Annotated in this window: 2 protein-coding genes and 1 pseudogene; all 3 read right to left on the bottom strand. The window is 75.3% G+C overall.

The features are described from left to right. Window positions 1-6,468, bottom strand: coding sequence for a type I polyketide synthase (locus AC07EG_RS21750; RefSeq protein ID WP_478255218.1), 6,468 nt, complete (start codon window positions 6,466-6,468; stop codon window positions 1-3). A 66-nt stretch (window positions 6,469-6,534) separates the two neighbouring features. Further along, window positions 6,535-11,787, bottom strand: a pseudogene (locus AC07EG_RS21745) (SDR family NAD(P)-dependent oxidoreductase); the annotation flags it as partial. Then, a partial coding sequence (locus AC07EG_RS21740; protein ID WP_478254963.1) for a type I polyketide synthase occupies window positions 11,784-14,906 on the bottom strand: 3,123 nt, incomplete at its 5' end. The gene AC07EG_RS21740 and the pseudogene AC07EG_RS21745, both read right to left, overlap by 4 nt.

Raw genomic sequence — 14,906 nt, 5'->3', positions numbered from 1 at the left:
TCAGGAGCCGAGGCTCTGTTGCGCCTTGAGCAGGAGGCCCTGCACGTCCAACTCGTCGATCGCCCCGCCGTCCGCACCGCGCTCGGGCTCCGGGGTGCCGGTCGACAGCTGGGCCAGTGCCTCGACCAGTCCGGCCTCCCGCAGGCGGCGGACCGGGATGGTGGTCAGCAGCCGTTCGATTTCGGCGTCGCTGCGCTCGACGGCTGCCGTGCCGGCCGCTTCGGTGGCTGCCGTGCTTCCGGCGTCCCCGAGCAGGCCGGTGCCAAGGCGGGCGGCGAGTTCCACCGGCGTCGGGTGGTCGAAGATGAGCGTGGCGCGCAACTTCAGCCCGGTGACCGAGGTCAGCCGGTTGCGCAGTTCGAGCGAGGTCAGCGAGTCGAAGCCGAGGTCCTTGAAGGCGCGTTCGGCTTCGATGCCGTCGGCCGAGTGGTGGCCCAGCACCGCCGCCGCGTGCGTGCGCACCAGCTCCAGCAGCGCGTGTTCGCGGTCCGCCTGGCTCATCTTCGGCAGCCGGGCGAGCAGGGACTGCTCGCCCGCGGCCCCGGCCACCGCGGCGGACCGCCGCCGGCTCCGGACCAGGCCGTGGAACAGCGGCGGCAGGGAATCGCCCTGGGCCCGCATCGCGGCGGTGTCCAGCCGCACCGGCACGAGCACCGGTTCGTCCCGGCCGAGCGCGGTGTCGAACAGCCCGAGTGCGTCCGCTGTGGACAGCGCCACCGCACCGCTGCGCGTCATCCGGTCCAGGTCGGTGTCGCCGAGGCCCGCGGTCAGCGCGCTGCGCTCCGCCCAGAGCCCCCACGCCAGGGAGACCGCGGGCAGGCCGCGCGAGCGGCGGTGGGCGGCCAGCGCGTCCAGGAACGCGTTCGCCGCCGCGTAGTTGCCCTGCCCCGGCGAGCCGAAGGTGGCCGCGCCGGAGGAGAACAACACGAACATCGACAGGTCGAGGCCGCGGGTCAGCTCGTGCAGGTTCAGCGCCCCGCGGACCTTGGGCCGCAGCACCCGCTCGACCCGTTCGGGGGTCAGCGAGCCGAGCACCGCGTCGTCGAGCACCCCGGCGGCGTGCACCACGCCGGTCAGCGGCCGGTCGGCCGGGATCGCCATGAGCAGGTCCGCCAGTGCGTCCGGATCGGCGACGTCGCAGGCGGCGAAGGTGACCTCGGCCCCGAGGTCGGCCAGTGCCGCCGCCAGTTCCTCCGACCGGCGGCCGCTGCGGCTGGCCAGCACGACGTGCCGGGCGCCGTGCTCGGTCACCACGTGCCTGGCGACCAGCCCGCCGAGCGTGCCGGACCCGCCGGTGACCAGCACCGTGCAATGCGGCCGGTTCGCGGGCACGGTCAGCACCAGCTTGCCCACGTGCTTGGCCTGGCTCAGGAAGCGGAACGCCGCGGGCGCCCGGCGGACGTCCCACGCCCGCAGCGGCAGCGGCCGGAGCACCCCGCGCTCGAACAGTTCGCCCAGCTCGCCGAGCATGGCCTGGATGCGGTCCAGCCCGGCCTCCTGCAGGTCGTAGGCCGCGTACGCCACACCGGGGTGGTCCGCCGCCACGCGGGCGGGTTCGCGCTGGTCGGTCTTGCCCATCTCGAGGAAGCGCCCGCCACGCGGCAGCAGGTCCAGTGACGCGTCGACGTATTCGCCCGCCAGCGAATTGAGCACCACGTCCACCCCGCGGCCCCCGGTCACGCCGAGGAACTTCCCGGCGAACTCGAGCGAACGCGACGAGGCGAGGTGGTCGCCGTCGAACCCGTTGGCCCGCAACGCCTCCCACTTGCCCTCGCTCGCGGTCGCGTAGACCTCGGCGCCCAGGTGCCGGGCCAGCTGCACGGCGGCCATGCCGACCCCGCCGGCGGCGGCGTGCACCAGCACCGACTCCCCCGCGGTCAGCCCGGCCAGGTCCACCAGGCCGTAGTAGGCGGTGAGGAAGGCGATCGGCACCGTGGCGGCCTCGGCGAAGCCCAGCCCGGCCGGGATGCGGCACATCATCCGGTGGTCGGCCACCGCGATCGGCCCGAACGAGCCGGCGATCGCGCCCATCACCCGGTCCCCCGGTGCCAGCCCGCTCACCCCGGGACCGACCTGGAGCACCACCCCGGCCGCTTCCCCGCCGAAGGCACCTTCCCCGAGCGAGAGCCCGAGCCCGTGCAGCACGTCGCGGAAGTTCAGCCCGGCGGCACGCACCTCGACCCGGACCTGGCCGGGCGCCAGGGGTTCCAGCACTTCGGGGCAGGCGGCCATGGTCAGGTTGTCGAAGGTGCCGGTGACCGGGATGTCCAGGCGCCAGGCCGGCACGGGTGGTGGTTCGAGCAGCTCGCCGGAATCGGCGGCGGCGAGCCGGGCGTGCAGGACGGCACCCGCGCGGATCGCCAGCTGCGGTTCGCCGGTGGCCACGGCCTCGGTGAGGCGGGCCGCCGATTCGGCGTGGCCGTCGAGGTCGACGAGCACGAACCGGCCCGGGTTCTCCGACTGGGCCGAGCGCAGCAGGCCCCACAGGGCGCCGTGCGCCGGGTCCGGGGCGCCGTCGTCGGCGTGGGCGAGCACGGCGCCGCGGGTGACCAGCACCAGGCGCGCACTGGCGAAGCGGTCGTCGTCGAGCCAGGTCTGCGCCATGGCCAGCACCTCGTTGACCGTGGCCCGGACCGCGGCGTCGAGTTCCCCGCCCCCGTCGGCGTCGACCCCGGTGGGCGGCACGACGACCACCACGGCGTCCGGGGCGGGGCCGGCGGGTACCGACGCCAGGTCCGGGAACCGCGGCAGGTCGAGGCCGGGTACCGCCGGTCCGGCCAGTGCGCACCGGATCGCGGTTCCGCCTGCCGTCGCGGGGGTCCAGTCGACGCGGTAGAGCGCGCCACCGCCGGAACGGGCGGCTCGCAGCTGGTCACCGGAGACCGGGCGCACGACCAGTGAGGCCACCGACACCACCGGGGCACCGGTCTCGTCGGCGGCGAGCACGGCAATGCCGTCCGTGCCGCCTGTGCCGCCTGTGCCGCCCGATTCCGCCGGGGACAGGCGGACCCGCAACGCCCTGGCCCCGGTGGCGTCCACCCGCAGCCCGGCCCAGGAGAACGGCAGTTGCACGCGGTCCGGGTCCGGCTCGGTGTCCAGCAGCGAGCCGAGGCCGAGGCCGTGCAGTGCGGCGTCCAGCAGGGCCGGGTGCAGGCCGTAACCGGCCACGTCACCGGACTCCGGCAACGCCACTTCGGCGTAGACCTCCCGGCCCCGCCGCCACGCCGCCCGCAGCCCCTGGAAGGACGGTCCGTAGTAGAGGGTCGTGGCGTTGATGCGGTCGTAGAACCCGTCGAGGTCCACTTCTTCGGCGTCCGCCGGTGGCCACGCCGACAGGTCGCCTTCCGGGGCGGGCCCGGCCTGGGCCAGCGTGCCCGCCGCGTGCCGGGTCCACGGCTGGTCGCCGGTGTCCGGGCGGGCGTGCACGCTCAGCTCGCGTGCCCCGCTCCCGTCCGGCGCGCCGACCAGGACCTGCACCGCCACACCGCCCCGCTCGGGCAGCACCAGCGGTGCCTCGATGACCAGTTCCTCGACCAGCGCGCAGCCCGCCTCGTCCCCGGCGCGCAACGCCATCTCCAGGAACGCCGTGCCGGGCAGGAGCACCGCGCCGGACACCGCGTGGTCGGCCAGCCAGGGCTGGGCCCGCCGCGACAGCCGCCCGGTCAGCAGGAAGCCGCCGGTGTCCGGCAGCGGCACCGCGGCCCCGAGCAGGGCGTGCTCGGTGGCGACCAGCCCCAGCCCGCCGGCGTCGGCCACGTCCCCACCGGCCGGCCCGGTCCAGTACCGCTCGCGCTGGAAGGCGTAGGTGGGCAGGGCGGTCCAGCCGGTCCCGGCTCCGGCGAACACCGCGGACCAGTCCGGGCGCACGCCGTGCACCTGCACCTCACCGAGGGAGAGCAGCACGCGGTCCAGCCCGCCTTCACCGCGGCGCAGGGTGCCCGCCGTGCAGACGCGGGCGCCGCGCTCCTCCGCGGTCGCCGCGACCCCCATGGTCAGCACCGGGTGCGCGCTGACTTCGAGGAACACCGAGTGGCCCTCGGCCAGCAGCGCGCCGACGGCCGGTTCGAACCACACCGTCTGACGCAGGTTCCGGTACCAGTAGGCACCGTCCAGTTCGGCGCCGTCCAGCCACCGGCCGTCCGTGGCCGAGTAGAACGGGATCCGGGCCGGTCCCGGCCGCACCGGGGTCAGCACCTCGTGCAGCGCTTCGGCGAGCTCGTCGATCTGCGCCGAGTGCGCGGGGAAGTCGACGCCGGGGATCTGCCAGCGCAGCGCCCCTTCGGCGGACAGCTTCCGGCCGAACTCGGCCAGCGCGCCCGCGTCGCCGGACACCACCACCGAGGTGGGCCCGTTGACCGCCGCGATCGCCAGCCGGTCCCGCCACGGTTCCAGCCAGCGGGTGACCTCTTCGGCGGTCCGCTCCACCGAGACCATGCCGCCGCGCCCGGCCAGCGGGAGCAGTTCGCGGCTGCGCAGGGCGACCACGCGGCACGCGTCGGCCAGCCCGAGCACGCCTGCCACGTGCGCGGCGGCGATCTCGCCCTGTGAGTGCCCGACCACCGCGTCCGGCCGCACCCCCAGCGATTCCCACACGCGGGCCAGCGACACCATGGTGGCGAACGAAACCGGCTGGAGCACGTCCACCCGTTCCAGCGGCGGGGCACCCGGCTCACCGCGGAGCACGGCGAGCAGGTCCCAGCCGGTGAACCGGGCCAGTTCCCCGGCGCACGCCTCGATGGACTCGGCGAAAACCGGTGAGGTGCCCAGCAGTTCCACCGCCATCCCCGCCCAGTGCGTGCCCTGGCCGGGGAAGACGAAGACCAGCCGCGGCTCGCCCGAGGCCGGGGCCACGCCCTCGACCAGCCCGGCCGCCGGGCGGTCGGCGGCGAGCGCGGCCAGTGCCGAGCGCAGCGCCTCGCGGTCCGGCCCGACCATCGCCGCCCGGTGCTCGAACGGGGTGCGCGTGGTGGCCAGCGCGCGGCCGACGGCGGCGGGCGCGACCTCGGGGTGGGCGTCCACGTGGGACAGCAGCTTGGCGGCCTGCGCCCGCAGCGCGGCCCGGCTCCGGCCGGACAGGGTCCACAGCACCGGCCCACCGGCCAACACCGGTTCCGGCTCGGCCTCGGCGGGCGCCTGCTCCAGGATGACGTGGGCGTTGGTCCCGCTGATGCCGAAGGAGGAGATCCCGGCCCGCCGCGGCTGCCCGGTCTCCGGCCACGACCTGGCTTCGGTCAGCAGTTCCACCGCACCGGCGGACCAGTCGATCTTCGGCGAGCGCCGGTCCGCGTGCAGCGTCCGCGGCAGCGTGCCGTGGCGCATCGCCTGCACCACTTTGATCACCCCGGCCACCCCGGCGGCGGCCTGCGCGTGCGCCAGGTTCGACTTGATCGTGCCCAGCCACAGCGGTTCCCCGGCGCGCTCGCGCCCGTACACCGAGAGCAGGGCGTGTGCTTCGATCGGATCGCCGAGCGGGGTGCCGGTCCCGTGTGCCTCGACCGCGTCGACGTCCTTGGCGGTCAGCCGCGCGGCGGCCAGCGCCTGGCGGATGACCCGTTCCTGGGAAGGGCCGTTGGGCGCGGTGAAACCGTTGCTCGCCCCGTCGGAGTTGACCGCGCTGCCCCGGACCACGGCGAGCACGCGGTGCCCGTGCCGTTCGGCGTCGGTGAGCCGCTCCAGCAGCAGCAGTCCGGCGCCTTCGGAGAAGCCCGCACCGTCGGTCGAGTCGGCGAACGCCTTGCAGCGGCCGTCCGCGGCCAGGCCGCGCTGCCTGCTCAGTTCGATGAACAGCCACGGCGTGGACATCACCGCCACCCCGCCCGCCAGCGCGAGCGAGCACTCCCCCGACCGCAGTGCCTGTGCGGCGAGGTGCAGGGCCACCAGCGAGGACGAGCAGGCGGTGTCCACGGTGACCGCGGGCCCCTCGAAGCCGAGCGAGTAGGCGATGCGCCCGGACACCGCGCTCCCGACGCTGTCGTTGCTCAGGTAGCGCCCCGGTCCCTTGGGCACGGGGCTGAGCCGGACGCCGTAGTCGTGGTACATCGCGCCGGCGAACACCCCGGTCCGCGAACCGCGCAACGCGGCCGGGTCCAGCCCGGCGTGCTCGCACGCTTCCCACGCGGTTTCCAGCAGCAGCCGCTGCTGCGGGTCCATGGCCAGCGCCTCACGCGGGCTGATGCCGAAGAAACCGGCGTCGAACTCACCCGCGTCGTCGAGGAACCCGCCTTCCCTGGCGTAGGTGGTGCCGGGGTGCGACGGATCGGCGTCGTAGAGGCCGTCGACGTCCCAGCCGCGGTCGGCGGGGAACGGCCCCACCACGTCCCGGCCCTCGGCGACGAGGTCCCACAGGTCCTCGGGGGTGCGCACCCCACCGGGGAACCGGCAGCTCATGCCGACGATCGCGATCGGCTCGTGCACGCGGTCCTCGGCCTCGCGCAGCCGCGCCTTCGTGTCGTGCAGATCGGCCGTCACCCGCCGCAGGTAATCGCGAAGCCTGTCCTCGTTCGACATCCAGCTGCCTCTCAGCTTTGGCGGTGGTCAGACACCGAGTTCACGGTCGATGAAGGCGAACATCTCGTCGTCGGTGGCGGTTTCCAGGCGCGCACCGGCACCCGCGGCACCGGCGCCGCCCGCCCTGGCGGCCAGTGCCGCCAGCCGGGTGCCGACCAGGCCGCGCCCGTCGTCGTCCAGCGCCGCGATCCGCGCTTCGATCCGGTCCAGCTCGGCCAGCACCGAATCCGCGCCGGTGGGCTCGTCGTCGAAGAACGAGCCGAGGTGCGTGGCCAGCGCCGCCGGGGTCGGGTGGTCGAAGACGAGGGTGGCGCGCAGCCGCAGCCCGGTCGCGGTGCTCAGCCGGTTGCGCAGTTCGACCGCGGTGAGCGAGTCGAAGCCCAGTTCCTTGAACGCCTGCCCCGGTTCGACGGCATCGGTGCCGTCGTGCCCGAGCACGGTGCCGGCGTGCGTGCGCACCAGTTCCAGCAGCCGCCGCGCCCGCGCCGGTCCGTCCAAGGTGGACAGATCGGCACCCGCGTCCGGGGCCGGGCCGCGGTTCGGCGCGCGGACCAGGCCGCGCAGCAACGCGGGCAGGGTGCCGGACGCGGCCTGCTCCCGCAGCGACTTCGGGTCCAGGTGCACCGGCACCAGCACCGGCGGCCCGGCGGTGAGCGCGGCGTCGAACAGGGCCAGCGCGTCCTCGGTGGCCATCGCCGCGGAACCGCTGCGTGCCATCCTGGCCACGTCGTGCTCGGACAGGTCCTTGGTCAGCCCGCTGCGCTCGGCCCACAGGCCCCAGGCGAGGGACACCCCGGGCAGCCCGCGGGCACGCCGGTCCTGGGCGAGCGCGTCGAGCCAGGCGTTGGCGGCGGCGTAGTTGCCCTGCCCCGGGGCGCCGAAGGTGGTGGCACCGGAGGAGAACAGCACGAACGCCGCCAGGTCCAGGTCCGCGGTGAGCTCGTCGAGCACCCGCGCCCCGTCCACCTTGGGCCGCAGCACCCGGTCGAACCGGCCGGCGTCCAGCGAGTCCACGGTGGCGTCGTCGAGCACGCCCGCCGTGTGCACCACCCCGGTCAGCGGGTGCTCGGCCGGGATCCCGGCCAGCAGCCGCGCGACGGCGTCGCGGTCGGCGACGTCGCAGGCGACCGGGAGGATCTGCGCGGGCAGGCCGGTGGTCACCGGGTCGGCGCCCCCGCTCCGGCTGGCCAGCACGATCCGCCGCACGCCGTGCGTGGTCACCAGGTGCCGGGCGACGAGCCCGGCCAGGGTGCCGGAGCCACCGGTGAGCAGCACCGTGCCACCGGGGTCGAACACCGGCCCCGCCGCCGGTTCGGCCGCCGCCCTGGCCAGCCGCGGCACGAAGAACTCACCGGCGCGCACGGCGTACTGCGGCTCGTCGCCACCGGGCAGCGGTCCGCCGGGCCGGTCCACGTCGATCAGCACGAAGCGCCCGGGGTGCTCGGACTGCGCGCTGCGGACGAGGCCCCACACCGCCGCGTGATCGGGATTCGCCGGGGCCGGCTCGCGGCCGACGGCCACCGCGCCGGTGGTCACCAGTGCCAGCCGCTCGGGGCGGTCGCCGTCCAGCCAGGACCGCAGCAGGGTGGTGACCTCGGTCAGGGTTTCGCGCAGTGAACCCGGGTCGGGGCAGGCGATGGCGACCAGGTCGCCGCTTTCCGGTGCGGTGACCGGCTCCCACACCGGCCGGAACAGCGAGTCGCGGAAGCGGGCGGCGCCGAGCCGGTCACCGGTCACCGGCCGCAGCACCAGCGATTCGGCGGTGCACACCAGGGCACCGGACTCGTCGACGGCGGTGAGGGACAGCGCGTCGCTGCCCGCGGCGGCCACCCGGACCCGCAGCACACCCGCTCCCGTGCGGTGCACGCGCACCCCGCGCCAGCTGAACGGCAGCCGGGCTCCGTCGTCCGCGCGCTCGAGCACCGGGTCGGCGGGGTGCAGCGCGGCGTCCAGCAACGCCGGGTGGACACCGTGGCCGGTGGGGTCGGCCGGCTCCGGCAGGCGCACCTCGGCGAACACCGCCTCCTCGGTCAGCCACGCCCGCCGCAGGCCCCGGAACACCGGGCCGTAGGCGATGCCCGCCTCCTCGAGCCGGGCGTGGACCTCGGCCACGTCCAGTTCCGTGCCGCCGGGCGGCCAGTGGAAGCCGCTGTCCTGGCCGGTGTGCGCGGAGAGCGTGCCGGTCGCGTGCCGGGTCCACGCCTCCTCCGCCGTGCGGGAACGCACGCTGACCGGCCGCGCGCCGGTTTCGTCCGGCGCACCGACCGAGACCTGCAGTTCGACGCCGGCGTCCTCGGGCAGCACCAGTGGCGCCTCCAGGGTCAGCTCGTCGACCCCGGTCAGCCCGGCCTCCTCGGCGGCCCGGACCGCCAGGTCCAGGAACGCGGTGCCCGGCAGGATCACCGTGTCCAGCACGGTGTGCTCGGCGAGCCAGGGGTGGGTGCGCAGGGAGATGCCGCCGGTGAGCAGGAAGCCGCCGGTTTCCGGGACCGGCACCACGGCTCCGGCCAGCGGGTGGCCGGTCGCGGCCAGCCCCACCGAACCGAGGTCGCCCGCCTGGCCCGGCGCCCGCTCCGGCCAGAACCTGCGGTGCTGGAAGGCATAGGTCGGCAGCTCGACCGGCCGCGCGCCCGCACCGAACACCGCACGCCAGTCCAGCGGGGTGCCGTTCGCGGCGAGTTCACCGAGGGACAGCAGGAAGCGGTCCAGCCCGCCTTCGTCCCGTCGCAGCGTGCCGAGCGCGACGGCGTCCGCCGAGGTCTCCTGCACGGCCGTGGTCAGCACCGGGTGCGGGCTGATCTCCACGAAGGTCCGGAAGCCCTGGGCGGCCAGGTCGCCGACCGCCGCCTCGAACCCGACGGTCTCCCGCAGGTTCGTGTACCAGTAGGCCGCGTCGAGCCGGGTGGTGCCGAGCCAGTCACCGGTGACCGTGGAGTAGAACGGGATCTTGCTCTCCACCGGGGCCAGTCCGGCGAGCGCGGTGTTCAGCTGGTCGCGGATTTCCTCGACCTGGCTGGAGTGCGAGGCGTAGTCCACCGGGATCCGCTTGGCCCGCACGTGGTCCCGGTGGCAGCCGGCCAGCAGTTCGCCGAGCGCGGCGGCTTCCCCGGAGACCACCACCGAGGCCGGGCTGTTCACCGCGGCGACCGAGATCCGCCCGGCCCACGCCTGGATGCGGGCCGTCACCTCGCCGACCGGTGAGGCCACCGAAACCATGCCACCGCGCCCGGAAAGCCGTTCGGCGATCAGGCGGGAGCGCAGGGCCACCACGCGGGCGGCGTCCGGCACCGGCAGCGCGCCCGCGACGCAGGCCGCGGCGATCTCGCCCTGGGAGTGGCCGACCACGGCCGCCGGCTCGACCCCGTACGAGCGCCACAGTCCGGCGAGGGAGACCAGGACCGCGAACAGGACCGGCTGCACCACGTCGACCCGGTCCAGCGTCGGTGCGCCGAGCCCGCTCCGGAGCACGTCGGCCACGGAGAAGTCCAGGTGCGGTTCGAGGGCTGCCGCGCATTCGGCCAGCCGGGCGGCGAACACCGGCGAGGAGTCCATCAGCTCGGCGGCCATCCCGGCCCACTGCGAACCCTGCCCGGGGAAGACGAAGACCACCCGGCCCTCCGCCGCCGTGCCCCGCACGAGGTTGGCGGCCGGTTCCCCGGCAGCCAGGGCACGCAGGCCGTCGACCAGGCCGGGCCGCTCGCCCACCACGACCGCCCGGTGCTCCAGCGCGGTCCTGGTGGTGGCCAGCGAGAAACCGAGGTCGGCGGCACCGAGCTCCGGCCGGTTGTCCACATGGGACAGCAGCCGCCGGGCCTGGGCGCGGAGCGCCTCGGGGGTCTTGCCGGACACCAGCCACGGCACGGGACCGCGGGCTTCGGTGGCCTCGCCGGGGCCGGACGGCTCCGCCGCCTGTTCCAGGATGACGTGGGCGTTCGTGCCGCTGATGCCGAAGGAGGAGACCCCCGCGCGGCGCGGCCGGTCCAGTTCCGGCCACGGCTTCGCTTCGGTGAGCAGTTCGACGTCGCCGAGCGACCAGTCCACGTGCGGGGACGGCTCGTCCACCCCCAGCGTGGGCGGGAGCACCCCGCGGCGCAGCGACTCGACCACCTTGATCACCCCGGCCACCCCGGCCGCCGCCTGCGTGTGCGCGATGTTGGACTTGACCGAGCCGAGCCAGAGCGGGCGCTCGCGCCGGGCGCCGTAGGTGGCCAGCAGGGCGTGCGCCTCGATCGGGTCGCCGAGCGTGGTACCGGTGCCGTGTGCCTCCACCACGTCCACCTCGTCCGGGGCGAGCCGGGCCGCGGTCAGCGCCTGCCGGATCACCTTCTCCTGCGACGGGCCGTTCGGCGCGCTGAAACCGCTGCTGGCGCCGTCGGAGTTGACCGCGGAACCGCGGAGCACGGCCAGCACCGGGTGCCCCTGGGCCCGTGCCGTGGACAGGCGTTCCACCAGCAGCACGCCCACGCCCTCGGCGAGGCTGAACCCGTCCGCGGCGGCGGCGAAGGGCTTGCACCGGCCGTCGCGGGCCAGGCCGCGCTGCCTGCTGAAGGTGACGAACGGATCCGGCACCGACATCACCGTGACCCCGCCGGCGAGCGCGAGCGAGCACTCCCCCGACCGCAGCGCCTTGGCCGCCAGGTGCAGTGCCACCAGCGAGGACGAGCAGGCGGTGTCCACGGTGAGCGCCGGGCCCTCCAGGCCGAGGGTGTAGGCCACCCGGCCGGAGACGAGGCTGCCGCCGGTGCTCATCGACAGCGTTCCGTCGCGGCCACGCGGTGCCTGCGCCAGCGCCGCCCCGTAGTCCATGCCGCTGATCCCGGCGAACACCCCGGTGCGGGAACCCCGCAGCGACGCCGGGTCGAGGCCCGCGCGTTCGATGGCTTCCCACGACACCTCCAGCAGCAGGCGCTGCTGGGGGTCCATGGCCAGGGCTTCCCGGGGGGAGATGCCGAAGAAGCCCGGGTCGAAGTCACCGGCCTCGTGCAGGAAGCCGCCTTCTCGCACGTAGGCGGTGCCGGGGTGGTCGGGGTCGGGGTCGAACAACGCGCCGGTGTCCCAGCCGCGGTCGCCGGGGAAGGGCGAGACCCCGTCTCCTCCGGTGACCACCAGCTGCCACAGGTCGTCCGGGGAGGCCACCCCGCCGGGGAACCGGCAGGCCATGCCGACGATGGCCATCGGCTCCTGGTCGGCGGCCTCGCGCTCCCGCAACCGCGCGCGGGTTTCGCGGGCGTCGTTGATCGCCCGTTTGAGGTAGTCGCGGAGCTTGCTCTCCTCGGTCACGCGATCTCCACTCCTCGGTCGAACTCGTCGTCGACCAGTGCGAACAGTTCGTCGTCGGTGGCGGTCTCCAGATCGCCGCCGGAGGACACGGGTGCACCGCAAGCCAGGAGCAGCTCCCGCAGCCGCCCGGCCACCCGGTTCCGGGTGGCCGCATCGGACACCAGGGCGGGCAGGGCGGTGCCCAGCCGGTCCAGTTCGGTGAACACCGCGACGGCGGCACCCCCGCCCGGCGCGTCGTCCAGGTCGAGCTGTTCCAGCAGGTGCGCCGCCAGCCGCGCGGGGGTCGGGAAGTCGAAGACCAGGGTGGCCCGGAGCCGGGCGCCGGTGATGCGGGTCATCCGGTTCCGCAGTTCCACCGCGGTCAGCGAGTCGAAGCCCAGTTCCAGGAACGGCCGCTGGGGGTCGACGGCGGTGGCCGAAGCGTGGCCGAGCACGGCCGCGGCGTTGGCCCGGACCACCTCCAGCAGTTCACGCTCTCGGTCGGCCCCGGCCAGCCCGGCGAGCTTCCGCAGCAGGGTGGCGCTGTCGTCGGCCGCGGTCTGCACCGGCGCGGGCACGAGTTCGCGGAACATCGGGGGCAGGGAGCCGGCCTGGGCCCGCAGCGCCGCCAGGTCCAGGCGGACCGGCACCAGCGCGGCGTGGTCCAGCCCGTGGGTGGCGTCGAGCAGGGCGAGGCCGTCGGCGACGCTCAGCGGCAGCGCGCCGTTCCTGGCCATGCGTGCCAGTGCCGTGTCGTCCAGCCTGCTGCCCATGCCGTTCGCTTCGGCCCACATGCCCCAGGCGAGCGAGGTGGCGGCGAGGCCGCGGGCCCGCCGGAAGGCGGCGAGTCCGTCGAGGAAGGCGTTGGCCGCGGCGTAGGCGCCCTGCCCCGGTCCGCCGAAGGTGGTCGCACCCGAGCTGAACAGGATGAAGGCCCGCAGGCCGAGGTGCTCGGTCAGCTGGTGCAGGTGCCACGCCCCGCCCGCCTTCGGGCGCAGCACCCGGTGGAGTTGGTCCGGGCTCAGCGTTTCGAGCAAGCCGTCGTCGACCACCCCGGCGGTGTGCACCACCCCGGCGAGCGGGTGGGCGGCCGGGATGCGGTCCAGTACCGCGGCCACGGCGTCGCGGTCGGCGACGTCGCAGGCGGCGAAGGTGACCTCGGTGCCCGATGCGGTGAGCTGGGCGGCCAGTTCGGCGGCGCCCTCGGCCGCTTCGCCGCGCCGGGACAGCAGCACCAGGTGCCGCACCCCGTGCGCCTCGGCCAGGTGCCGGGCCACGAGCCGGCCGAGGCCACCGGAGGCACCGGTGATCAGCACGGTTTCGTGCGGCTCGAAGCCGAACCCGGTCTCTTCGGCGGGGCCGGCCTTGAGCAGGCGGGGGGCGTGCAGGCGGCCCGCCCGGATCGCCACCTGCGGTTCGCCGGTCAGCACGGCGGCCGGGAGCAGGCCGACGTCGGCTCGTTCGTCTTCGATGTCGACCAGCACGAACCGGTCCGGGTGCTCCGACTGCGCGCTGCGCACCAGGCCCCACACCGACGCGGCCGCGAGATCCGGTTCGGCCACCGCACCGGCGGCCACCGCGCGCCGGGTCACCACCACCAGCCGGGTGTCGGCGAACCGGTCGTCGTGGAGCCAGGGCTGGGCGGTGCCGAGCAGTTCCGCCAGCACACCGTGCACCTCGGCGGGCACGTCTTCACCGGTGGCGGCGGGCAGGGCGACCACGACGAGTTCCGGCGGCGCCACCACCCCCGCCGCCACGGCTCCGGCCAGTTCGCCCGGGGTGCCGAAGGCACCGCTGTGCTCGCCGGTTTCCAGCCAGGGAGCCCAGTTCCAGGGGTCGGCGCCGACCAGGGCGACCCGGTGGTGATCACCGGCCGGCAGCGGTTGTTCCGGCCAGCCGAGCCGGAACAGCGCATTCCGCGGGATGCGGGCGGTCCCGCCGAGCTGGTCCGCCGAGACCGGGCGCATCACCAGCGCTTCGACCGAGGCCACCGGTGCACCCGCGGCGTCGGCGATCTCCACCGAGACCGCGTTCTCCCCGGCGGGCACGAGCCGGACCCGGACCGAGGTGGCACCCGTGGCGTGCAGGCTCACGCCGCTCCAGCTGAAGGCCACGCTGCCCCCGGCGCCGCTGTCCTCGGGCTTGGTGAACACCGACCCGAGGCCCATGCCGTGCAACGCCGCGTCGAGCAGGGCGGGGTGGAGGCCGTAGCGAGCGGCGTCGGCCGTTTCGCCCTCCCCCAGCCGGACTTCGGCCAGGATCTCGCCGTCGTGCTGCCAGGCGGCGCGCAAGCCGCGGAAGGCGGAGCCGTAGGCGATGCCCGAGTCCGCCAGGCGCTGGTAGAGGTCTTCGGCGGGCAGCGGGGTGGCGCCGGGTGGCGGCCACTGCCCGGCCAGTCCCGCCGGCGCCGGTCCGCTCGCCGGCGCCAGGGTGCCGGTGGCGTGCCGGGTCCAGCTGTCCTCGACCGCACCGGCGGGCCGGGAGTGGATGCTCACCGCGAGGTCTTCGGTCACCGCGACCTGGAGGTCGTGGGCGTGGTCGCCGTCGAGCACGAGCGGGGCTTCGAGGGTCAGCTCGTCGAGGCGGTCGCAGCCGAGTTCGCGGCCCGCGCGCAGGGCGAGTTCGACGAAGGCGGAGCCGGGCACGATGACCGTGTCCAGCACGGAGTGCCCGGCGAGCCAGGGGTGGGTCGCGGTCGACACGGCCCCGGTCAGCAGCACCCCGGCACCCGCTGCCGGGTGCACGGTGGCGCCGAGCAGCGGGTGCCCGGCGGCGAGCAGGCCGAGCCCGGCGGGGTCCCCGGCACGGACGGCGGTGCGCCGCGGCCAGTACCGCTCGTGCTGGAAGGCGTAGGTGGGCAGCGGAACCGCCGGGCCGTCGGCGCCGGGCACCACGGTGGGCCAATCGACCGGAAGGCCGTGCACGTGGGCTTCGCCTGCCGAGCGCAGGAAGCGGTCGTACCCACCGTCATCGCGCCGGAGCGTGCCCAGGGCGGCGACCCCTTCGGCGGTCTCCTGGATCGCCATGGTCAGCACGGGGTGCGGGCTGATCTCGATGAAAGCCTTGTACCCTTCCGCGTTCAGCGCGTTGATCGCGTCACTGAACCGGACGGTTTCACGCAGATTCCGATACCAATACTC

The sequence above is a fragment of the Amycolatopsis sp. NPDC045836 genome (genome assembly GCF_056431745.1).
The sequence above is the reverse complement of the archived record's forward strand: the minus strand, read 5'-3'. Positions and strand labels throughout refer to the sequence as shown.